Source organism: Pseudomonas sp. UBA6753 (assembly GCF_002453565.1).
Taxonomy (GTDB): Bacteria; Pseudomonadota; Gammaproteobacteria; order Pseudomonadales; family Pseudomonadaceae; genus Aquipseudomonas; species Aquipseudomonas putida_Z.
Window position 1 is genome coordinate 24,285 of the sequence record NZ_DKHD01000060.1, and the last position, 20,992, is coordinate 45,276.

Consider the following 20,992-nt stretch of genomic DNA (forward strand, 5'->3'; position numbering starts at 1 on the left):
AACAACACATAACTCATTGATTTAGCGGGGCTCTGTGGGAGCGGGCGCGCCCGCGAACACCGGCGGAGCCGGTGCCAGGCACCGCGTTGGATTCTTCGCGGGCACGCCCGCTCCCACACCGCTTGCGTACTGAGTTCTCCGGGCCTGCAGCTCAACCAAACACATGCGAAGGCCGGCGCAGCACCGGGTCGAACGGGTTGACCCGCTCGCCAATCGCCGCCGCCTCGCGCTTGAGCAGCGCCACCACGGTTGGCATGCGGTTGGGCCCCAGGCGGTCGCTGATGGTCGCCACGCTCAGGGCCGCCACCGCATGGCCGTTACGATCGAGGATCGGCACCGCCAGGCCGGCCATGCCATCGAGCACTCCGGTATTGCGCCCGGCATAGCCGAGGCTGCGCACATTGTCGATTTCGGCGCGCAGCATGACTTCGTCGTAATGGTGGAAATCCTTCAGCCGCGGCAGGTTGTAGCGGATCACCTCGTCGCGCTCCTCCTCCGGCAGGAAGGCCAGGATTGCCAGGCTGCCCTGCCCCACCCCCAAGGCCACACGGCCGCCAATATCGCCGGTGAAGGTACGGATCGGGTATGGCCCTTCGCTGCGGTCCAGGCACACCGCATCGAACCCCGAGCGCGCCAGCAGGAACAGCGAATCGCCCAGCGAGGCCGACAACCGCAGCAGGCTGGGGCGCACCACATCGCGCAGGTTGCCGGCTTGCCCGGCCTTGGCCGCCAGGGCAAAAAAATCCAGGCTCAGCCGGTAGCGCTTGCTGGTCGCGCACTGATCGACCATGCCTTCTTCAATCAGGCTGCGCAGCAGGCGGTGGGTTGTGGGTTGCGCCAGGCCAACCCGCTGCGCCAGCTGGCTGACCTTCTCGCCCTCGCCGCCGCATTCTCCCAGCGCACGCAACACGGCGAACAAACGCGACACCGCACTGACACCTACTTCCTTGGCCTGCTCATTTCGATTATCGGAATCCATTTTTCGTCCAATCCTTAAAAATTCCATTCAGTGGAATAATTTCAAAATAGCTGTCACCCAGTGAAATTACCCTTTGTCGCCATCCTAATCATTGCCCTACTCTCCGGTCCATAGGGCGATATCACAACATCGGCCGCCGCCACAGAAGCGAGCGCCAACGTCCGTAAAAGCATTGCTTTTCGCCGCTGGCGCTCTGCCCACCCTGAAACTGCCGGTTGACCCCGGTTCCGTTTGCGATGGAGCACAGCCATGACCTTTCTGTTGATCGACAAGCTTTGCAAGCGCTATGGCGCCACGGAGGCAGTGGCCAGCTCGTCACTGGCCATCGAGAAAGGCGAGTTCGTCTCGCTGCTTGGCCCTTCGGGCTGCGGCAAGACCACCACCCTGCAAATGATTGCCGGCTTCGTCGAGGTCACCAGCGGCCGCATTGTCCTCGACGGCCGCGACATCACCCACGCCAAGCCGGCCAGCCGAGGCCTGGGCGTGGTGTTCCAGAGCTACGCGCTGTTCCCGCACATGACCGTGCGCGACAACGTCGCCTTTGGCCTGCGCATGCGCAAGGTGGCCAACGCCGACATCGCCCGCAGGGTCGACCAGGCCCTGGCGCTGGTGCGTCTGGACAAGCATGCCGAGCGCTACCCGCGCGAACTCTCCGGCGGCCAGCGTCAGCGGGTGGCCCTGGCCCGCGCACTGGTGATCGAACCGCCGGTACTGCTACTGGACGAACCGCTGTCCAACCTGGACGCCCACCTGCGTGAAGAAATGCAGTTCGAGATCTGTCGCATCCAGAACGAGGTCGGCATTACCACCTTGATGGTCACCCACGACCAGGCCGAGGCCTTGTCGATCAGCGACCGGGTGGTGGTGATGGAGGCCGGGCGCATCACCCAGGTAGATGACCCCTACCGCCTCTACGAACACCCGGGTACGCCCTTCATTTCCGACTTTGTCGGCAAGGCCAACCGCCTGCGCGGCGTAACCGGCCCCGGCCGGCAGCGGCAAGCTCGCAGGCCGCATCAGCTGCCGCTACTTCCTCGGCAGCCAGTGGCTGTATCGGGTCGACACCGCTCTGGGCAACCTGGCCGTGGTGCGTGCCAACGACGGCAACACACCGCTGGATGAAGGCACACAGGTCGGCCTGGACTGGAACGATGCCCTGCTACGGGTACTGAACGCTGGCGAGGTGGCGGCATGAGCGCGGCAAAGCTGCGCAGCAGCGCCTGGGGCTACGGCCTCAGCAGCCCGGCGCTGCTGTTGTTCCTGGCCTTGCTGGTGGTGCCACTGGGGCTGACCGTGCTGCTGTCGTTCAACGCGTTCGACTACAGCAGCGGCATCCAGGCCGGCCAGTACACCCTCGGCCATTACCTGAGCCTGGTGACCGACACCTACTACTACGAGATCTTCTTCCGCACCTTCTGGATCAGCGCCCTGGTCACCCTGCTTTGCGTGCTGTTCGGCATCCCCGAGGCCTTGGTGCTCAGCCGCATGGGCGCGCCGTGGCGCTCGATCTTCCTGATCCTGGTGCTGACCCCGCTGCTGATTTCGGTGGTAGTGCGGGCCTTCGGCTGGAGCCTGCTGCTGGGCGCCGACGGCCTGGTCAACCAGGGCATCATTGCCCTCGGCGGGCAGCCGGTGAAGCTGCTGTACACGCCCTTTGCGGTGATCATCGGCCTGGTCCACGTGATGCTGCCGTTCATGATCATCCCGGTGTGGACCTCGCTGCAGAAGCTCGACCCGGCTGCCGAGCAAGCCGCGCTGTCACTGGGTGCCAGCCAGTGGACGGTGTTCCGCCGCATCGTGCTGCCACAGATCATGCCCGGCGTGCTGTCGGGCACGCTGATCGTGTTCGGCCTGGCCGCCAGTTCGTTCGCCATTCCCGGCCTGCTGGGCGGGCGCCGGCTGAAGATGGTCGCCACCATGATCTACGACCAGTACCTGGCCGAACTGAACTGGCCGATGGGTGCCACCATCGCCGTGGCCCTGCTGCTGATCAACCTGCTGGTGATGCTCAGTTGGAACCGGCTGGTCGAACGCCGCTACAAACGCGCACTTGGAGTCTGAACCGATGACCCGTAACGGCCCGCTGGCCCTTTCCTTTCACGCCCTGGTGATGCTGTTCATGCTCGCCCCGCTGGTGGTGGTGTGCCTGGTGGCATTCACCCCGGAAAACACCCTGAGCCTGCCCACCGCCGGCTTTTCGCTGCGCTGGTTCAGCGCCGTGTTCGAGCGTGCCGATTTCCTCGATGCGTTCTACAACAGCCTGAAACTCGCGGCCCTGGCTGCCTCGCTGGCCACTTTGATCGCCGTGCCGGCGGGCCTGGCGATCACCCGCTACAGCTTCCCCGGCCAAGGCTTTCTCAACGGCCTGCTGCTGTCGCCGATCATCATCCCGCACCTGGTGCTGGGTGTGGCCTTGCTGCGGCTGTTCGCCTTGCTGGGCGTCAATGGCAGCTTCGCCTGGCTGGTGTTCGCCCATGTCGTGGTGATCACCCCTTACGTGCTGCGCCTGGTACTGGCTGCAGCCATCGGTATCGATCGCAGCGCCGAGCAGGCCGCGCAAAGCCTGGGTGCTGGCCGGGTCACGCTGTTCTGCAAGGTCACCCTGCCGATGATCCTGCCCGGTGTGGCCGGCGGCTGGCTGCTGGCGTTCATCAACAGCTTCGACGAAGTGACCCTGTCGATCTTCGTCACCTCGCCTGCCACCCAGACCCTGCCAGTGCGCATGTACGTATACGCCACCGAATCCATCGACCCGATGATGGCCGCCGTCTCGGCGCTGGTGATCGCCGTCACCGCCCTGACCATGGTCGCCCTGGACCGCGTATATGGCCTGGACCGCGTGCTGGTGGGCAAGCAATGACAAGGAATGCCCCCATGCCTCTGTTCAAGCGCGTGGCCGAACACGACCGCGAGCCTGTGCCCTTCCTGCTCGACGGCCAACCGGCCAGAGGCATGAGCGGCGATACCCTGCTGACTGCCATCCTGACCAATGCCGGGCACCTGCGCGGCAGCGACTTCAGCGCCGAACCACGCGCCGGCTTCTGCCTGATGGGCGCCTGCCAGGACTGCTGGGTACGCCTGCAGGATGGCCGCCGGGTACGCGCTTGCTCGACCTTTCTGGAACCGGGCCAGTGCGTGACCCGCGACCCGGGGCGTCAGCCATGAGTGCGATCGTGATCATCGGTGCCGGCCCGGCCGGCATCCGCGCCGCGCAAACCCTGGTAGCCCACGGCCTGCGCCCGGTGCTGCTGGACGAAGCCAGCCGCGGCGGCGGGCAGATCTACCGCCAGCAGCCGGCCAACTTTCGCCGCTCGGCCAAAGCGTTGTACGGCTTCGAGGCAGGAAAGGCGCAAGCCGTGCACGCCACCCTCGAGCAACTGCGCGGGCAGGTCGACTACCGCCCGGACACCCTGGTATGGAACGCCGAGCAGCAAGTGCTGGACACCTTGCAACAGGGCCAATTGGCCGACCGCCTGGCGTTCGACCGGGTGATCGTCGCCACCGGTGCCACCGACCGGGTGTTGCCGATACCCGGCTGGACCCTTCCTGGGGTCTATACCTTGGGCGCTGCGCAAATCGCCCTGAAGTTCCAGGGCTGCGCGATCGGTGAACGGGTGGTGCTGGCCGGCAGCGGGCCGCTGCTGTACCTGGTGGCCTACCAGTACGCCAAGGCCGGTGCCACGGTCAGCGCGGTGCTCGACACCTCACCGTTCAGCGCCCAGGTGCGTGCCCTGCCACGCCTGCTTCTGCAACCGGGCACCTTTGCCAAGGGCCTGTACTACCGAGCCTGGCTGGCCCGCAAGGGTGTGCCGGTGCACCAGGGTGTGACCCTGCTGGGTATCGACGGCGAGCAACGCGCCAGCGGTGTGCGCTGGCTGCACAATGGCCAGCAACACGACCTGCCATGCGACGCCGTGGCATTCGCCCACGCCCTGCGCAGTGAAACCCAACTGGCCGACCTGCTGGGTTGCCGGTTCGCCTGGAGCGCGCTCAACCGCGCCTGGCTACCGGTACGTGACGCCCAGGGCCGGGCCACCAGCCCCGGCGTGTACCTGGCAGGCGACGGTGCCGGCATCCTCGGTGCCGACGGTGCCGAGATGAGCGGTGAACTGGCCGCCCTGACACTGCTGGCCGACCTCGGCAAGCCCGGCAACCCGCAGCGCCAGCAGCAACTGGAAAGGCGCCTGGCCACCTTGCAGCGCTTCCGCCAAGGGCTGGAGCAGGCCTTTCCATTTCCCGAGCAGTGGGCCCGCCAAGCCCCGGACCATCTCACCGTGTGCCGCTGCGAACAGATCAGCGCCGGGGAAATCCGCGCCACCGTGCGTGCCGGGCACTGGGAAATCAACCGGGTCAAGGCCATGTGCCGAGTCGGCATGGGCCGCTGCCAGGGCCGCGTGTGCGGTGCCGCTGCCGCCGAGTTGATCGCCTGCGAAAGCGGTCGGGCCATTGACCAGGTAGGGCGCCTGCGTGGCCAGGCACCGGTCAAGCCCCTGCCCTTTGGCCTGGAGATAAAACCATGAAGTTGATCGAAGTGGACGTCATCATCGTCGGCGGCGGCATCATCGGCAGCAGCGCGGCCTTGACCCTGGCCCGCGCTGGTCGGCAAGTGGCATTGCTGGAACGCGACTTCTGCGGCTCGCACTCCAGCGGGGTGAACTACGGCGGTGTGCGCCGCCAGGGCCGCTCGTTGGCCCAGCTGCCGTTGTCGATGCGCGCCCATGCCATCTGGGGGAATCTGCGCGATTGGATCGGCATCGATGGCGAATACGCCCGCAGCGGCCACCTGAAGCTGGCCCGCAGCGAAACCGACTTCGATGCCTTGAAGGCCTATGCCCGGCGTACCCAGGCTTTTGACCTTCGCCTGCAACTGCTTGAACGACGCGAACTGCGCCAGCGCTTCCCCTGGGTGGGCGATATCGCTGTCGGCGCCTCGTACTGCCCCGAGGACGGCCATGCCAACCCACGGCTGGTGTCACCGGCCTTCGCCCAGGCGGCCAGACGCAGCGGCGCCCAGGTGCATGAGCAGTGCAAGGTGCTGGAGGTGGGGCACGACGGCCACCGTTTCAGCGTAAGCACCAGCAGCGGCCAAGGCTTCAAGGCGCCCTGGCTGTTGAATTGCGCCGGCGCCTGGTCGGCGCAACTGGCCGAGCAGTTCGGCGAGCCGGTGCCGCTGACCGCGGCCCACCCCGCCATGCTGGTGACCGAGCCGCTGCCGCTGTTCATGACCGCCAGCACCGGGGTCGAAGGCGGCGGCATCTACGCCCGCCAGGTGGTGCGTGGCAACTGCGTGCTGGGCGGCGGGCGCGGTTTTGCCCTTACCCCGACCACCGCACGCCCGGGCCAGGCCGCAGTGCTCGACATCCTGCGCAATGCCACCGAGCTGTACCCGGCACTGGCCGGCGCCCAGGCCATTCGCACCTGGAGCGGCACCGAAGGCTACCTGCCCGATGACGAACCGGTGCTCGGCCCCAGCCTGCACCAGCCCGGCCTGCTGCATGGTTTCGGCTTTGCCGGTGCCGGCTTCCAGATAGGCCCGGCTGCCGGTGAAGCGTTGGCGCAATGCATCCTGCACGGCGCGCCGGCACTCAGCCTGGCGGCTTTTTCCATCAACCGCTTTCAGCCCAACCACCACAAGGAAAACCTGTCATGACGCACAAGCAACGTTTGCTCGCCCTGTTCTGCACCGTGCCCGGCCTGTTCGCCTGCCTGCCCGCCATGGCCCAACCCACGCTTTACCTGGGCATGAACGGCGGCACCATGGAACGGCTGTTCAGCGACAATATCCTGCCAAAGTTCGAGCAGGCCAACGGCGTGAAGGTGGTGATTGTCCCCGGCACCTCTGCCGACATCCTCGCCAAGGTCCAGGCCACGCCTAACAAGCCGTCGATCCATGTGATGGTGCTGGATGACGGCATCATGTACCGCGCCATCGGCATAGGCCTGTGCAGCACGCTCAAACCCAACCCGACCTTGGCCCAGTTGCCGGAAAAGGCCTTGATCAAGGACAAGGCCGCCGCAGTCAGCCTGGGCGTGACCGGGCTTGCCTACAACAGCCGCCTGTTCAAGGCCAATGGCTGGGCAGCGCCCACCTCGTGGAACGACCTGGCCGACCCGCGCTTCAAGGACAAGGTGGTGTTCCAGTCGATGGCATCGTCCACCTTCGGCCTGCATGGTTTCCTGATGTACAACCGCCTGCACGGCGGCAGCGATACCGATGTCAACCCGGGCTTCACGGCCTGGCAGAAGAACGTGGGCCCGAACGTGCTGGAGTACATCCCCAACTCGGCCAAGCTCTCGGAAATGGTGCAAACCGACGAAGCCGCGCTGTTCCCGCTCACCCCCACCCAGGTGACGGCGCTGAAGCTCAAAGGCATCCCGGTGGAGTACGCCGCGCCCAAGGAAGGTGCCGTGGTGCTCAACCAGGCCGAATGCGTCACGGCCAACAACGACCAGCCGGAGCTTGCGCAGAAGCTCGCCGAGTTCCTGCTCAGCCCCGAGGCGCAGTCGCCGGCCCTGGAGCTGGGTGACCAGATCCCGTCCAACCCCAACACACCTACCAGTGACAAGACCCGTGGCCAGGTCGAAGCCATGCAGACCTACCTGCAGACTGCCGTGACCATCGACTGGGACCAGGTCAACACCCAGCGCCCCGAATGGAACGCGCGCTGGAACCGCCAGATCGAGCGGTAAGCCGAGGGCCTGGGCCGCTCCCGCCCCTTTGGGCTGCGCTGTCGGTCCGCGTACCCTGTGGGAGCGGCTTTAACCGCGAAGAATCCAGCGCGGTGCATGGCACCGGCTGCGCCGGTGTTCGCGGCTGAAGCCGCTCCCACAGGGTCCCGGCTAGCTCAATGAATCATGTTCAGTTCTATGAGATCGAGTTTCCCGCGAAGAAGGCAACACACCTCCAAACCCTGACACCTCAATCCAGCACCGGCCGCAACAACGCCTGGGCCTCGTACAGGGTCGGCAGATACCGCAAACGTATTTCATCCACACTCAACCGCGAAGCATGGGTGGTGATGGTCAACGTCGCTTTCAGCCGGCCAGCCCGGTCCAGCAGTGGCACACCCAGCACGCGCATGCCGATTTCATACTCCTGGTCCACGATACAGAACCCCTGCTCCTTCACCCGCAGCAACTCCGCCTCCAGCTGTAACCGGTCCGTCTGCGTATAAGGCGTCAACCCACGCAGCGGGTTACGCGCAAAGTAGGCATCCCGCTCCCCCTCATCCAGCCAGGCCAGCCAGACGCGCCCGCCGGCGGTGCAATACATGGGCACCCGCGAACCCGGCCGGATCGACAACGAGGCCACATGGCTGTAGCGGCTACGTACCAGGTGGATGATCTCGTCACCATCACGGGTACCCACCGACACATGCTCCTGGGTCTGCCGCGCCACCTGCTCGACGATCGGCCGCAGCATGCGCGGCAGTTGTGCCGAGTCCACATACGCCTGGCCAAGGCGCAGCGCCTTGGGCGTAAGCCAGTACTCACGGCTGTCGGTTTCGGCAAACCCTTCGTGCACCAAGGTCAACAGAAACCGCCGCGCGGCACTGGGGGTAAGGCCGGACAACCTGGCCGCCTGCGGCACGCTAAGGCGCGGCTGCTCGGCGCTGAACAGCTGCATGAGCGCCAGGCCCTTCTGCAAGCCGGCGATCAGATCACGGGGGTGGATAGCGGGGGTGTTCATCTATTCGACTCGCAAGCAGGGCAAATACAGCCGATTACCGCGATAACCGGATCAGTGATGCGATTATCGCATCAAACGCCCGATCAGCGCATTGTTGCCCACGCCCCCTTGCCTCACCCTTGGCCTGCATAACAACGCCAATAAGGAGGTCAGCATGATTCGTGGTTCCACTGAACTGGTCGCCATCGTCGGTTCGCCCATTGCCCAGGTGAAGTCCCCCGAAAACTTCAACACCTGGTTCGCCAACAACAACTGCAACCTCGCCATGCTGCCCATCGACCTGCATGAGGCCGCACTGGATACCTTCGCCGGCACCCTGCGCGGCTGGCAGAACCTGCGCGGTTGCGTGGTCACCGTGCCGTACAAGCAGGCCCTGGCCAACCGCCTGGACGGCCTGAGCGAGCGCGCAGCCGCGCTGGGCTCGGTCAATGTCGTTCGCCGTGAGCGTGACGGTCGCCTGCTGGGCGACAACGTGGACGGCGCCGGCTTCCTCGGCGCTGCGCGCAAACATGGCTTCGAGCCGGCGGGCAAGCGTGCGTTGGTGATCGGTTGTGGCGGGGTCGGCAGTGCCATCGCCTATGCGCTGGGCGAGGCCGGCATCGCCAGCATCACCCTCAGCGACCCCAGCACCGCGCGCATGGGCGCTGTGTGCGAGTTGCTCGGCAATGCCTTCCCCGCGGTCGAACTCGCCACCCGGGTCGACGGGCTGGAAGGCTTCGACCTGCTGGTCAACGCCTCCCCTGTCGGCATGGGCGGCAGCGCGGAACTGCCGCTGCCTGCCGCCCTGCTCGCCACCTTGCAAGCCGAAACCCTGGTCGCCGACGTGGTCACCTCGCCCGAGATCACCCCGCTGCTGAAGCGGGCACGCCAGGTTGGCTGCGCGGTCCAGACCGGCCCGGAAATGGCCTTCGCCCAGCTCGGCCACCTGGGCGCCTTCATGGGCGTCACGCCGCTGGAGATCTGAAGCCATGCCGACGCATGAACACGCGCAACACAACTTTGACCTGGTCGTGCTGGGCAGCGGCGCCGGTGGCTTTACCGCTGCCGCCACGGCCGCGCGCCATGGGCTGAAAGTGCTGGTGGTGGAAAAGGCCGAACACTTTGGCGGCACCTCGGCGATTTCCGGCGGGGCGGTGTGGCTCTACGGAACCGATCAAGCCCGCGCCGCTGGTGCGGTGGACTCCCCCGAGGCCATTCGCACCTACCTCAGGCAGGTCATCGGCGACGGCTACGACCCCGCCCTGGTCGACGCCTTCATCGAGCATGGCCACCAGGCGCTGCGCTGGCTGGAGCAGAATACCGAACTGCGCTACGCCCTGCGCCCGCACTCGCCGGACTACTACCCGGACGCTCCCGGTGCCACCCAGTTTGGCCGGGCGCTGGAGATGGTCGAGTACGATGGCAAGCAGCTCGGCCCGTACTTCAAGGACCTGCAGATGCCGCCGCCCGGCATGTTGCTGTTCGGCGGCATGATGGTCAACCGCGTGGATATCCAGCATTTCCTCAATATCCGCCGCTCGCCCCGGTCGCTGTGGCATTGCTTCAAGCTGATGGCGCGTTATGCGCGGGACCGTCTGCATCACCCGCGCGGCACGCGGCTTACCACCGGCAACGCCTTGATCGCGCGCCTGGCCAGCAGCGCCTTCGCCCATGGCACGCAGCTGTGGTTACGCAGCGAAGCCCAGGAGCTGATCGTCGAACGCGGCGTGGTCACCGGCGTGGTGGTGCAACGCGAAGGGCGCCGTGAACGGGTGCTGGCCCGGGGCGGTGTGGTGTGCGCCATGGGCGGGTTCGCTGCAGGCGCGCTGGCCGACAGCTACCGGCCGGCCCGGCAAGCGCCGCACCTGACCATGTCACCGCCCAGCAATGACGGCACTGCCCTGCGCCTTGGCCAAGCCGTGGCCGCAGCCCAGGGTGAGGGCCTGGTGGCCAACTTCTTCTGGGCACCGGTTTCCGAACTGCGCCATGCCAATGGCGAGCATGAGCGCTTCCCGCACCTGGTCACCGACCGCGCCAAGCCGGGCGTGATCGCGGTGAGCCAGGACGGGCGACGCTTCGTCAACGAGTCCGATTCCTACCACCACTTCGTGCAGACCATGTTCGCCAAAGGCATTGCCAGCTGCTGGCTGGTCTGCGATGCCGAGGCGATGAACCGCTACGGCCTGGGCCTGGCGCGGCCAAAGCCGGTGGACAACCAGGCATTGATCGACGCCGGCTACCTGCACCGCGCCGCAACAGCGCAGGCCCTGGCCGAGGCCATTGGCGTCGACCCACAGGTGTTCATGCAGACCCTGGAGCAGTTCAACGTCGACGCCCGCAACGGCATCGACCGTGCGTTCGGCAAAGGCGGCAACAGCTACAACCGCTACATGGGCGACCCGCAACACACGCCCAACCCATGCCTGGCGCCGCTGACCAGCGGCCCGTTCTACGCCATCCGCATCCACACCGGCGACCTCGGCTCGGCCCGCGGCCTGGTGACCGACGCCCAGGCCAACGTGCTGAACCGCGATGGCCAGCCGATTGCCGGGCTGTATGCAGTCGGCAACGACATGAATTCACTGATGAAAGGCACCTACCCCGGCCCCGGTATCACCCTGGGCCCTGCCCTCACCTTCGGCTGGCTCGCTGCCAACCACATCACCGCGCGCCTGCAGGCGCCAACCACCCACATGGAGAATCCAGCATGTACTACGAACTGAGAACCTACACCCTCGACCCACTGAAAATGGCCGACTGGCTGAGCCTGTACCAAAGCCACGCGCTGGAGGTGCAAAGCGAGCATCTCGGTAACCTGGTCGGCTTTTTCACCAGCGAGTTCGGCGAGGTCAACCAAGTGGTGCATATCTGGGGTTATGCCAGCCTCGACGAACGAATGGCACGCCGCGCAGCCATGGCAGCGGACCCGCGTTGGGCCGAGTTCTCACGGCGCAACCGCGAGCTGGGCGCGGTACTGCACTTGCAGTCGCGAATGCTGCGGCCCACCGGTTTTTCGCCGCTGCAGTAAAACCTTCCTCCAACGCCTGAGCGGAACCCCACCATGCAACCCCTCGAATGTGACGTACTCGTCATCGGCTCCGGTGCCTCTGGCCTGGCTGCCGCCGTTACTGCCGCCCATCACGGCCTGCAGGTGATCGTCGCGGAAAAAGCCAGCCAACTGGGCGGCACCAGCGCCTGGTCGGGGGGCTGGCTGTGGATACCGCGCAACCCGCTGGCCATTGCCGAAGGCATCGTCGAGACCGACGATGCCCCGGAGCGCTACCTGCGCGGGCAAACCCATGTCAGCGAACTGGACCCGCGCCAGCGCGCCTTCCTGCACCATGGCCCGGAGATGGTGGCGTTCTTCCAGCAACACACCGCCGTACAGTTCCAGAGCGGCAGCCGCATGCCCGACATGCGCGAAGGCGACGGCAGCGCGCGCGGTGGCCGTTCGCTGTGCGCGCTGCCATACGACGGGCGCCTGCTCGGGCCCTGGCTGCACAAGCTGCGCCCACCGCTGGACATCGTCAGCCTGGCCGGCATGGGCATTGCCGGCGGCGCCGACATGGCCGCCTTCTTCAACGCCACGCGCTCGCCCACGGCCGCGCTGCATGTGGGCAAACGCCTGCTGCGCCATGGTCGCGACCTGCTGCTGCACCGCCGCGGCCTGCAGCTGGTCAATGGCAATGCCCTGGTGGCACGGCTGCTGCGCAGCGCCCTGAACCTTGGCGTGACGCTACTGACCGACAAGCCGGCCAGTCGCCTGCTGGGCGAAGGCCGGGTCAGCGGCGCACAGTTTGCCGACGGCCAGCTGATCCACACGCGCCGCGGTGTGGTTTTGGCCTGCGGTGGCTTTGCGCATGATCGCCAGCGCATCGCGCAACTGATGCCGCATGCGCCGAACGGTGACCAGCACTACTCCGCCGCGCCATGGGAAAACAGCGGTGACGGCCTGCGCCTGGGCGAGCAGGCCGGTGGCCTGGTCCAGGCGACTGCGACCCATGCAGGTGCCTGGGCACCCGTGTCGCGGGTGCCGCGCAGTGATGGCAGTTTCGGCCATTTCCCGCACTTGATCGATCGCGCCAAGCCCGGTTTCATCGCCGTGCGCCGCGATGGCCGGCGCTTCGTCAATGAGGCCGATTGCTACCACGACTTCATGAACGCGCTGTTCGCCGCCACGCCGCAGGGTGAAGCGCCGGAAGCCTGGCTGATCTGCGACCATGCCGCGCAACGGCGCTATGGCATCGGCTGGGCCAAGCCCTTCCCTTTCCCCACCCGCCACTATCAACGCTGCGATTACCTGCACAGCGGTCGCACGCTGGCGCAACTGGCACAGCGCTGCGGGATCGACGCCGCGCAGTTGCAGCGCACGGTAGACGGTTTCAACCAACATGCAGCCCAGGGTGAAGATCCGCTTTTCCGGCGCGGTGCATCGGCCTACAACCGGGCGCAGGGCGAGCCGTTGCAAGCCCCCAATCCATCGCTGCGGCCACTGCTGCACGGGCCGTACCACGCAGTGAAACTGTTGCCGGGCAGCCTTGGTACCTTCGCCGGCCTGGGCACGGATGCCTCGGCCCGGGTACTGGACCGCGAGGCGCGGCCGATCCCCGGGTTGTATGCGGTGGGCAACGACATGGACAGCGTGATGGGCGGGTATTACCCGAGTGGCGGTATTACCTTGGGGCCGGGGATGACATTCGGTTATCTGGCTGGTAGAGCGTTGAGTACCTTGACCACCTGAAATCACGTTGCCCCTTGCCTCGCCCGCAGGCCCAACGCAACCGTTCGGTAACCGAACACTAGCCCTTCCCTTGAATTGACGCTGCCGCCTTCACTGCTCACCATGCACCGGCCTTGCGTGCCCCCCTGCCTGGGAATCGGTCACGTACTCGTAGCACCGCAGCTGAATACAATTTCAAGAATCGAGCAGTTTATGAACCACTCCAAGATCACCCCCGCCGCCCCCCGGATGCCCCAGGGTTCGATCGGCGACAAGCTTCGCGGCGCCTTCGGCGTCGGCAAGACCCGTTGGGGCATGCTCGCCCTGGTGTTCTTCGCCACCACCCTGAACTACATCGACCGTGCTGCGCTCGGCATCATGCAGCCCGTCCTGGCCAAGGAAATGAGCTGGACGGCGATGGACTACGCCAACATCAACTTCTGGTTCCAGGTCGGCTATGCGGTCGGCTTCCTGCTGCAGGGCCGGCTGATCGACAAGGTCGGGGTAAAACGCGCGTTCTTCTTCGCCGTGCTGCTGTGGAGCCTGGCCACCGGCGCTCACGGCCTGGCCACCTCGGCCGCCGGCTTCATGGTCTGCCGCTTCATCCTCGGCCTGACCGAGGCCGCCAACTACCCGGCCTGCGTGAAGACCGTGCGCCTGTGGTTCCCGGCTGGCGAACGGGCCATCGCCACCGGCCTGTTCAACGCCGGCACCAACGTCGGCGCCATGGTCACGCCGGCCCTGCTGCCGCTGATTCTGGCCGTGTGGGGCTGGCAGGCCGCGTTCATCGCCATGGGCAGCCTGGGCCTGGTGTGGGTGGTGCTGTGGGTGCTGAAGTACTACAACCCTGAAGATCACCCGCGCGTGCGCCAGAGCGAGGTGGAGTACATCCAGCAGGATGACGAGCCCGAGCCGACCCGCGTGCCGTTCAGCCGCATCCTGCGCCTGCGTGGCACCTGGGCGTTCGCGGTGGCCTACGCGATTACCGCACCGGTGTTCTGGTTCTACCTGTACTGGCTGCCACCGTTCCTCAACCAGCAATACAGCCTGGGCATCAACGTGACCCAGATGGGTATCCCGCTGATCATCATCTGGCTGACGGCAGACTTCGGCAGCATCGGCGGCGGCATCCTGTCTTCCTGGCTGATCGGCCGTGGCGTGCGCGCTACCACGGCGCGGCTGGTGTCGATGCTGATCTTCGCCTGCACCATGGTCAGCGTCATCTTTGCCGCCAACGCCAGTGGCCTGTGGGTCGCGGTGGCGGCCATCTCGCTGGCGGTGGGCGCACACCAGGCATGGACGGCGAATATCTGGAGCCTGGTGATGGACTACACGCCAAAGCACCTGGTGAGCACGGTGTTCGGTTTCGGCAGCATGTGCGCTGCGATTGGCGGGATGTTCATGACGCAGATCGTCGGTAGCGTGCTGACCGCTACCAATAACAACTATGCCGTGTTGTTCACCATGATCCCGGCGATGTACTTCCTGGCGCTGGTGTGGATGTACTTCATGGCGCCACGCAAGATCGAGAGCGCCTGAACGCGCTAGCCACTTACCTCTACGGGGCCCTTGCGGGCCCTTTTTTTGGCCAGTCAGCAATCAGTAATTTGCCTGCCCGGCCTCATCGCCGGCAAGCCAGCTCCCACAGGTACAGAGTTGCTCTCGAGGTTGTCGCTGTACCTGTGGGAGCGGCTTCAGCCGCGAAGAATCCAACGCGGTGCCTGGCACCGGCTGCGCCGGTGTTCGCGGCTAAAGCCGCTCCCACAAGGGCTCCACAGGGCTCAAGCCACGCGCTGTACCTGTGGGAGCTGGCTTGCCGGCGAACACGGGCGATAGCCCGTGCCATGCGCCGCGTTCTATCAATCAGACTCTGGCCAGTACTGCCATAGCCTTCTCCAGCGCCATGCGCGCACGCTGTTCGCCGCTCATGCCCTGTTCCAGCAACTGCCGCGTGGGGATCTCCAGGCTCAACGGCACACTTGGCGGCAAGCCGCGCAGCAGGCCGACCAGATCGGCATCGCCCTCGCCTGGGAAGCGCCGCTCGTTGCGTGCCTGGCGCAAGATCTCGTCCATGTCGGCCGGCACCGGGCCGGCAACATCGCACAGCTGGGCATAACGCATGCGCTGCGGCGCCAGTTGTGCCAGATCGTCCAGCGAAGAGCCGGAGCGGTTGAAGTGGAAGGCATCCACCAGCACACAGCCATTGGCGCGGTCGGCGTTGGCCACCACCCGCATGGCCTGGCGCAGGTCACGCACATCAGTCCAAGGCATGAACTCCAGATGCGGATGAATGCCATACCCCGCCGCCAGGTCACACAACGCAGCAAAGCGCTTGGTCAGCCGCGCTTCATCCGGGTCGTTGCCAGCCACCAGCAGCTCCGTGCCGCCCAGCTCGGCGCCCACCGCCAGGATCGGCTCGAAATCGGCTACACAGGTTTCCGGCTTCAGCCTCAGGATCTCGAGGTCGAGCACCTTGATGCCCGTGTCGCGCAGGCGCGCCTGGGTCTGCCGGCGCAGGCCGGCATCGGCCACCAGCGGGAAATGCTGTTCCTGCTCGGTGGCGGGCACCAGACGCAGGCCAACGTGGCTGTAACCGGCGCGGGCTGCTGCCTCGACCATGTCCGGCGGGGTCAGCTCGAGTACCGTCAGGGCCGCCAGGGAGAAAATTCGTTCAGTCATTATCGTCACCAGACAAGTCAAGCAATGTGCTCGGGCGCACAGGCCCGGCCAGTTTCCGCTGCCTGGCGGATCGCCTCGATCAGCGCCAGGGTACGGCCACCATCGGCGGCATCGATCAGCGGCGCCTGTTCACCCCGGGCAACCCGCACGAAGTGTTGCAGCTGCAAGGTCAATGCCTCGCCAACGGGGATGCTTTCCTCGCTCTGCAACAACGGCGTGTGCCAGCCCGACCCTACCTCAGCGTAGTGCCAGCGCTTGAGTTGCGGAATGCTCAGGGCCCCCTGGGTGCCGGCCAGCAGGTAGCACGGCTGGCCATCCTGGCGCGGGTAGACCGGGCTTTCGCCGGAGTCCAGCTCCCAACTCCATGGCGCGGCCACCGCGTCGGAGCCAGTCAGGCTGCCCAATGCCCCATTGGCGAACTGCAGTAGCACCGCGGCGCTGTCTTCGTTGGCAAAACCGCGCACATCGTTGCGGGTGAATGCCTGCACCTGTACCACCTCGCCACACAGGTGGCGCAGCAGGTCGAGGTCATGGATCAGGTTGGTCAGCAAGAAGCCAGCGCCCGGCTCGCGGCGCCAGGGGGTTTCGAAATAGCTGTCGGGCTTTTGCAACTGCCACAGTGCGGTGACGTTGATCAGCCGGCCCAGCTTGCCGTCGGCAATCACCTGGTGAGCCTTGGCGATCAGCGGGTTGTGCCGGCGGTGATGGCCGACCAGCACAGGCACATTGTGGCGGCGCGAGGCTTCCACCAGCGCGCGGACTTCATCCAGGTGCACGCCCACCGGTTTTTCGACCAGCACCGGTACACCGGCCTCGACGCAGTCCAGGGCGGTGGCGACATGCAGGTTGTTCGGGTTGGCGACGATCACTGCCTCGGGGCGCGCGTGCTCCAGCATCTGGCGGTGGTCGGCAAAACAGGGCACGCCGCATTCGGCAGCAAAGGCCTCGGCCTGCGGGCCCGGGTCGGCCACAGCGCACAGCTGGGCCTGCGGCACATTTAGCAAATGCTGGTAATGCTGGCGGCCCATGCTGCCGGCGCCGATCAAGGCAATACGAAGGGGTGCGTTCAACAGCCTGTCCTCTTGTCATTGTTGTCACGCAGATTCCGGAATCCAATTCCACAATCCACATTAAACAATTTAGAACCAGGTTCAGCTTTTCAGAAGAAGCTGTAGAACAGAGTGTGCGGTAATCGACCGGAAATGCACCTTCAGGCGAACAACTCACTGGCCCGGCTGGCCGCCGACAGTTCCTCTGCCGCCGCCAGCAACAGCGGCGCCAGTTCTGCCAGGCGGCTTTGCGCCAGGCGCGCACTGGGCCCGGCGATGCTAAGCACACCGATCACCTCGTCACTTTGCGGGCGGCGCACCACTGCAGCCAGGGCCGAGGTGCCGATGGCCGAGGTTTCCTCGACCCAGGCATAACCGCGCTCGCGGGCGCGGCGCAGGTAGGTGAGCAACTCGTCGGTGGAGCGCGGCGCATTCGGGCCGAACTGCGCCGGGTCGGCAATGCCCTGGCGCAATACCATCTGCAGCGCCTGCTCATCGTCCAGGCTGGCCAGCCAGGCATGCCCGGACGCGGTATAGAACAGCGGTGCGTCGCGGCCCATGTCCGGGTCGTAGCGCAGCCCGGAGCGGGCGCCCTGGGACTTGGCGATCCAGGTCTGGCGGGCACCGTCTATCACGCCAAGGCGCACCAGTTCGCCGCTGTCCTGGGCCAGGCGGTCGAGAATCGGCTGGATGATGTCAGCACCGCTGCTGGCAAGGTAACGGAAGCCCAGCGCCACCAGCTTGGCCGACAGCTGGTAGCGGCTATTGTCCCGGTTCTGTCGCACATAGCCCAGCCGCACCAGCTCGGTGAGCATGCGATGGGTGGCGCTCTTGGGGATGTCCAGGCGCTCGGCCAGGGTTTGCAACGGCAGCCCCTGCGGTTCGCCGGTAAGGCTTTCTACAAGACTGAAGGCGCGTTCGATCTGACTACCAGCCATGACACAGGTCCCTGAAATTTTTTGCGAATTCTAGAAGATGATTCCACACCGCCGATAGCCGCCGCAGCCAGGGCGGTACGAACTGTCCGGTTATCGCCCATTAATTGCCTGGTAGGGCCGCCACACCCTTGCGGGCCGATTCGCTGCCAATAAGAATGTGGAACCTTGTTCCAATAAAAATACAGGAATCCCGCAATGCCTTCCGCTCCCTACGAAACCGAATGCGATGTACTGGTCATAGGTTCTGGTGCCGCCGGGCTGGCTGCGGCCGTGACGGCTGCCTGGCACGGGCAGAAGGTGATCGTGGTGGAGAAGGAGCCAGTGTTCGGCGGCGCCACCGCCTGGTCCGGCGGCTGGGCCTGGGTGCCGCGCAACCCGCTGGCACGCCGGGCCGGTATCGAGGAAGACATCGAGCAGCCGCGTACCTACCTGCGCAATGAACTGGGGGCGTATTACAACGCCGAACGCGTCGACGCCTTCCTCGAAGCCTGCCCGCACATGGTGGCGTTTTTCGAAAAGCACACGGCGCTGCAGTTTGCCGACGGCAACGGCATCCCCGACATGCATGGCGACACACCGGGCGCGGCCCAGGGCGGGCACCAGGTGATTGCCGCGCCCTATGACGCCCGCGAGGTCGGTGCGCTGCTACCACGCCTGCGCAAGACCATGCGCGAAACCTCGTTCATGGGCATGCCGATAATGGCGGGTGCCGACCTTGCCGCGTTCCTCAACATGACCCGCTCGCCCAAGGCCTTGCTGCACGTGTGGAAACGCTTTGGCCGCCACCTTTACCACCTCGCCCGGTATGGCCGAGCGATGCACCTGGTCAACGGCGTGGCGTTGGTGGCCCGCCTGGCCAGGTCGGCGCAGGACCTGGGCGTGCGCCTGCAGGAGTCGGCACCGGCCAAACGCCTGCTGGTCGAGGATGGCCAGGTGCGGGGGGCGCTGGTGGCTACACCGCAGGGCGAGCAACTGATCCGTGCCAAGGCCGTGGTGCTCGCGGCGGGTGGTTTCCCCAACGACAACGCCCGCCGTCGGCAACTGTTCCCGCGCGATGCCAGCGGCCACGACAACCTTGCCCTGCCCCCCAAGGGTTGTTCGGGCGACGGCCTGCGCCTGGGCGAATCGGCCGGCGGTGTGGTCGCCACCGACCTGAAGTCGCCGGTGGCCTGGGCGCCGGTTTCGCGAGTGCCGCACCGCGACGGCAGTGTCGGCCACTTCCCGCACATCATCGAACGCGGCAAACCGGGCATCATCGGCGTGCTGGCCGACGGCAAGCGTTTCGTCAACGAAGCGCATGGCTATTACGACTATGTGTCAGCGATGATCGCGGCGGTGCCGCAGGGCGAAGAGGTGTGTTCGTGGCTGGTTTGCGACCACCGCTTCCTGCGCCGCTACGGCCTGGGCCATGCCCGCCCGGCGCCACTGCCTGTGTGGCCGCACGTGCGCAGCGGCTATCTCAAGCGGGGTGTCACCCTCGAGCAGCTGGCCGAGGCCTGCGGCATCGACCCGGTAGGGCTGCGCGCCACGGTCAGCGATTTCAACAACCATGCCCGCAACGGCCAGGACCCGGCGTTCGGCCGTGGCTCCACACCGTTCAACCGCAAGCAGGGTGACCCGCAGCACAAGGGGCCAAACCCTTGCGTGGCGCCCATCGAGCAGGGGCCGTTCTATGCGGTGAAGGTGCAGCCCGGCTGCTTTGGCACCTTTGCCGGGCTGCGCACCGACGGCAATGCCCGGGTGCTGGATGAGGCTGGGGAGCCGATTGCTGGCCTGTATGCGGCGGGTACCGACATGGCCAGCGTGTTTGGCGGCTGGTATCCGTCGGGTGGCATCAACCTGGGGCCGGCGTTGACCTTTGGCTATGTGGCCGGGCGGCATATTGCCGGGGCGCAGGGGTATGAGTGAGGTGAGATCAGGCCGGCGGTTTTGCAGCGCCTGTGAGACCGGGCGGCGCTTCGCGGCAGGGAATGCCGGGCTCGATGCGGAACTTTACCCGCGAAGAAGCCCGCACGATACCGAAGGTCAGAGCTGCTCCAACCGCTCGCGCAGGAAGTTCACAAAACCCTGCACCGGCCGCGCCACCTGTCGGTGCTGCGGGTACACCGCCGACAGCTGCAGCGCCGGCGGCCGCCACTCATCCAGCACCGTCACCAGCCGCCCATCCGCCAGTGCCTGGCCCACGATGAAGGTTGGCAGATAAGTCACCCCCATCCCGGCAATCGCCGCATCCCTTAGCAGCTCGCCATTGTTCGCCCGCATCCGCCCGGCCACCTGGATCGCATGTGCCTTGCCGCCCTGGCTGAACTGCCACTGCACCTGCCGCGAATGCCCATATGGCAGACAATCATGCCCAGCCAACTGCTCCGGTCTGGCCGGCACGCCCCGCGCTTCCAGGTACACCGGGCTCGCGCAATACACCCGCTCGACACTGGCAATGCGCCGCGCAATCAGGCTGGAGTCCTCCAGCGCACCAATCCGTAGCGCCAGGTCATAGCCCTCGCCGATCAGGTCAACGGCGCGGTCGCTCAAATCCACTTCCACATCCACCTGCGGGTGCAACTGCAGAAACTCGGTCAGCAGGCAGCCCAGGTGCGCCATGGCGAACGACAGCGGCGCACTCAGGCGCAAGGTGCCACGCAAGGCCTGGGCCTGGCCGCTGATGTCGTGCTCCACCTGCTGCACTTCGCCGAGCAGGCGCAGCGCCGACTGGTAATAGTGCTGGCCCAGCGGCGTGGCGTCCAGGCGCCGGGTGGAGCGATTGAGCAGACGCACGCCCAGGCGCTCCTCCAGCTGCATCAGGCGCCGGCTGACCGATTGCTTGGACATCCCCAGGCGGTCGGCGGCCGCAGTGAAACTGCCAGCCTCCATGACCTGGGCAAAGATGCGCATGTCTTCGTAAGGGTTCATTGTCTCGCTCTTGGTGACAGTCAAACGCTTTATAGCGGCTTTTTCCCA

At 65.9% G+C, this 20,992-nt stretch carries 18 protein-coding genes and 2 pseudogenes; 14 read left to right on the plus strand and 6 right to left on the minus strand.

The genetic code is table 11. From position 1 onward, the window contains the following. Positions 1-151: 151 nt before the first annotated feature. Positions 152-979, minus strand: a complete 828-nt coding sequence (locus B2790_RS23560) for an IclR family transcriptional regulator (protein WP_286919897.1) — start codon at positions 977-979, stop codon at positions 152-154. Positions 980-1,228: 249 nt separating this feature from the next. Between B2790_RS23560 and B2790_RS23565 the strand changes: the two are divergent. The 8 genes and pseudogenes from B2790_RS23565 to B2790_RS23595 all read left to right on the plus strand — a co-directional run. After that, positions 1,229-1,942 (plus strand): annotated as a pseudogene (locus B2790_RS23565) (ABC transporter ATP-binding protein); the annotation flags it as partial. 28 nt (positions 1,943-1,970) lie between these two features. After that, positions 1,971-2,174 (plus strand): annotated as a pseudogene (locus B2790_RS25130) (TOBE domain-containing protein); the annotation flags it as partial. Beyond that, positions 2,171-3,040, plus strand: coding sequence for an ABC transporter permease (locus B2790_RS23570; RefSeq protein WP_286919898.1), 870 nt, complete (start codon positions 2,171-2,173; stop codon positions 3,038-3,040). The pseudogene B2790_RS25130 and the gene B2790_RS23570, both read left to right, overlap by 4 nt. 4 nt (positions 3,041-3,044) lie before the next feature. Beyond that, entirely contained in the window at positions 3,045-3,839 is a 795-nt protein-coding gene (locus tag B2790_RS23575) for an ABC transporter permease (RefSeq protein WP_025339622.1), read from the plus strand. A gap of 14 nt (positions 3,840-3,853) precedes the next feature. Further along, positions 3,854-4,144 carry a (2Fe-2S)-binding protein gene (locus tag B2790_RS23580; RefSeq protein ID WP_025339623.1) on the plus strand — a complete coding sequence of 97 codons (291 nt, stop codon included), beginning with the start codon at positions 3,854-3,856 and terminating at the stop codon, positions 4,142-4,144. Beyond that, on the plus strand, positions 4,141-5,499 hold the full coding sequence (locus tag B2790_RS23585; protein WP_286100107.1) for an NAD(P)/FAD-dependent oxidoreductase: 1,359 nt from the start codon (positions 4,141-4,143) through the stop codon (positions 5,497-5,499). The genes B2790_RS23580 and B2790_RS23585 overlap by 4 nt, the downstream gene beginning before the upstream one ends. Next, positions 5,496-6,629 (plus strand): NAD(P)/FAD-dependent oxidoreductase, encoded by a 1,134-nt coding sequence (locus tag B2790_RS23590; protein WP_286919900.1) that lies wholly within the window; start codon positions 5,496-5,498, stop codon positions 6,627-6,629. The genes B2790_RS23585 and B2790_RS23590 overlap by 4 nt, the downstream gene beginning before the upstream one ends. Continuing rightward, positions 6,626-7,669: an ABC transporter substrate-binding protein gene (locus B2790_RS23595; protein ID WP_286919901.1), complete on the plus strand. Its 1,044-nt coding sequence runs from the start codon at positions 6,626-6,628 to the stop codon at positions 7,667-7,669. The genes B2790_RS23590 and B2790_RS23595 overlap by 4 nt, the downstream gene beginning before the upstream one ends. 229 nt (positions 7,670-7,898) lie before the next feature. Here B2790_RS23595 and B2790_RS23600 read toward each other — a convergent pair whose 3' ends face one another. Next, positions 7,899-8,669 carry an IclR family transcriptional regulator gene (locus B2790_RS23600; protein ID WP_025339626.1) on the minus strand — a complete coding sequence of 257 codons (771 nt, stop codon included), beginning with the start codon at positions 8,667-8,669 and terminating at the stop codon, positions 7,899-7,901. A 154-nt stretch (positions 8,670-8,823) separates the two neighbouring features. On the opposite strand from B2790_RS23600, the gene B2790_RS23605 reads away from it, so the two are divergent. From B2790_RS23605 to B2790_RS23625, 5 genes are all read left to right on the plus strand, one after another. After that, complete coding sequence (locus B2790_RS23605; RefSeq protein WP_286919902.1) at positions 8,824-9,633, plus strand: shikimate dehydrogenase family protein; 810 nt, start codon at positions 8,824-8,826, stop codon at positions 9,631-9,633. Positions 9,634-9,637: 4 nt separating this feature from the next. Next, positions 9,638-11,371: an FAD-dependent oxidoreductase gene (locus B2790_RS23610; RefSeq protein ID WP_286919903.1), complete on the plus strand. Its 1,734-nt coding sequence runs from the start codon at positions 9,638-9,640 to the stop codon at positions 11,369-11,371. Beyond that, complete coding sequence (locus tag B2790_RS23615; RefSeq protein ID WP_025339629.1) at positions 11,356-11,676, plus strand: NIPSNAP family protein; 321 nt, start codon at positions 11,356-11,358, stop codon at positions 11,674-11,676. Before B2790_RS23610 ends, B2790_RS23615 begins: the two co-directional genes overlap by 16 nt. Before the next feature lie 33 nt (positions 11,677-11,709). Beyond that, positions 11,710-13,389, plus strand: a complete 1,680-nt coding sequence (locus B2790_RS23620; RefSeq protein ID WP_286919904.1) for an FAD-dependent oxidoreductase — start codon at positions 11,710-11,712, stop codon at positions 13,387-13,389. Between the two features lie 192 nt (positions 13,390-13,581). Continuing rightward, complete coding sequence (locus tag B2790_RS23625; protein ID WP_137164316.1) at positions 13,582-14,907, plus strand: MFS transporter; 1,326 nt, start codon at positions 13,582-13,584, stop codon at positions 14,905-14,907. 324 nt (positions 14,908-15,231) lie between these two features. Here the strand turns inward: B2790_RS23625 and B2790_RS23630 are convergent, their stop codons facing one another. The 3 genes from B2790_RS23630 to B2790_RS23640 form a co-directional block, all read right to left on the minus strand. Next, positions 15,232-16,047 (minus strand): sugar phosphate isomerase/epimerase family protein, encoded by an 816-nt coding sequence (locus tag B2790_RS23630; protein WP_286919905.1) that lies wholly within the window; start codon positions 16,045-16,047, stop codon positions 15,232-15,234. Between the two features lie 17 nt (positions 16,048-16,064). Further along, positions 16,065-17,117, minus strand: coding sequence for a Gfo/Idh/MocA family protein (locus B2790_RS23635; RefSeq protein WP_286919906.1), 1,053 nt, complete (start codon positions 17,115-17,117; stop codon positions 16,065-16,067). 140 nt (positions 17,118-17,257) lie between these two features. After that, positions 17,258-18,034, minus strand: coding sequence for an IclR family transcriptional regulator (locus B2790_RS23640; protein WP_085663306.1), 777 nt, complete (start codon positions 18,032-18,034; stop codon positions 17,258-17,260). Between the two features lie 195 nt (positions 18,035-18,229). On the opposite strand from B2790_RS23640, the gene B2790_RS23645 reads away from it, so the two are divergent. After that, positions 18,230-19,942 carry an FAD-dependent oxidoreductase gene (locus tag B2790_RS23645; RefSeq protein WP_286919907.1) on the plus strand — a complete coding sequence of 571 codons (1,713 nt, stop codon included), beginning with the start codon at positions 18,230-18,232 and terminating at the stop codon, positions 19,940-19,942. A gap of 117 nt (positions 19,943-20,059) precedes the next feature. On the opposite strand, the gene B2790_RS23650 is transcribed toward B2790_RS23645, so the two are convergent. Continuing rightward, on the minus strand, positions 20,060-20,944 hold the full coding sequence (locus B2790_RS23650; protein ID WP_286919908.1) for a LysR family transcriptional regulator: 885 nt from the start codon (positions 20,942-20,944) through the stop codon (positions 20,060-20,062). Positions 20,945-20,992: the final 48 nt, after the last annotated feature.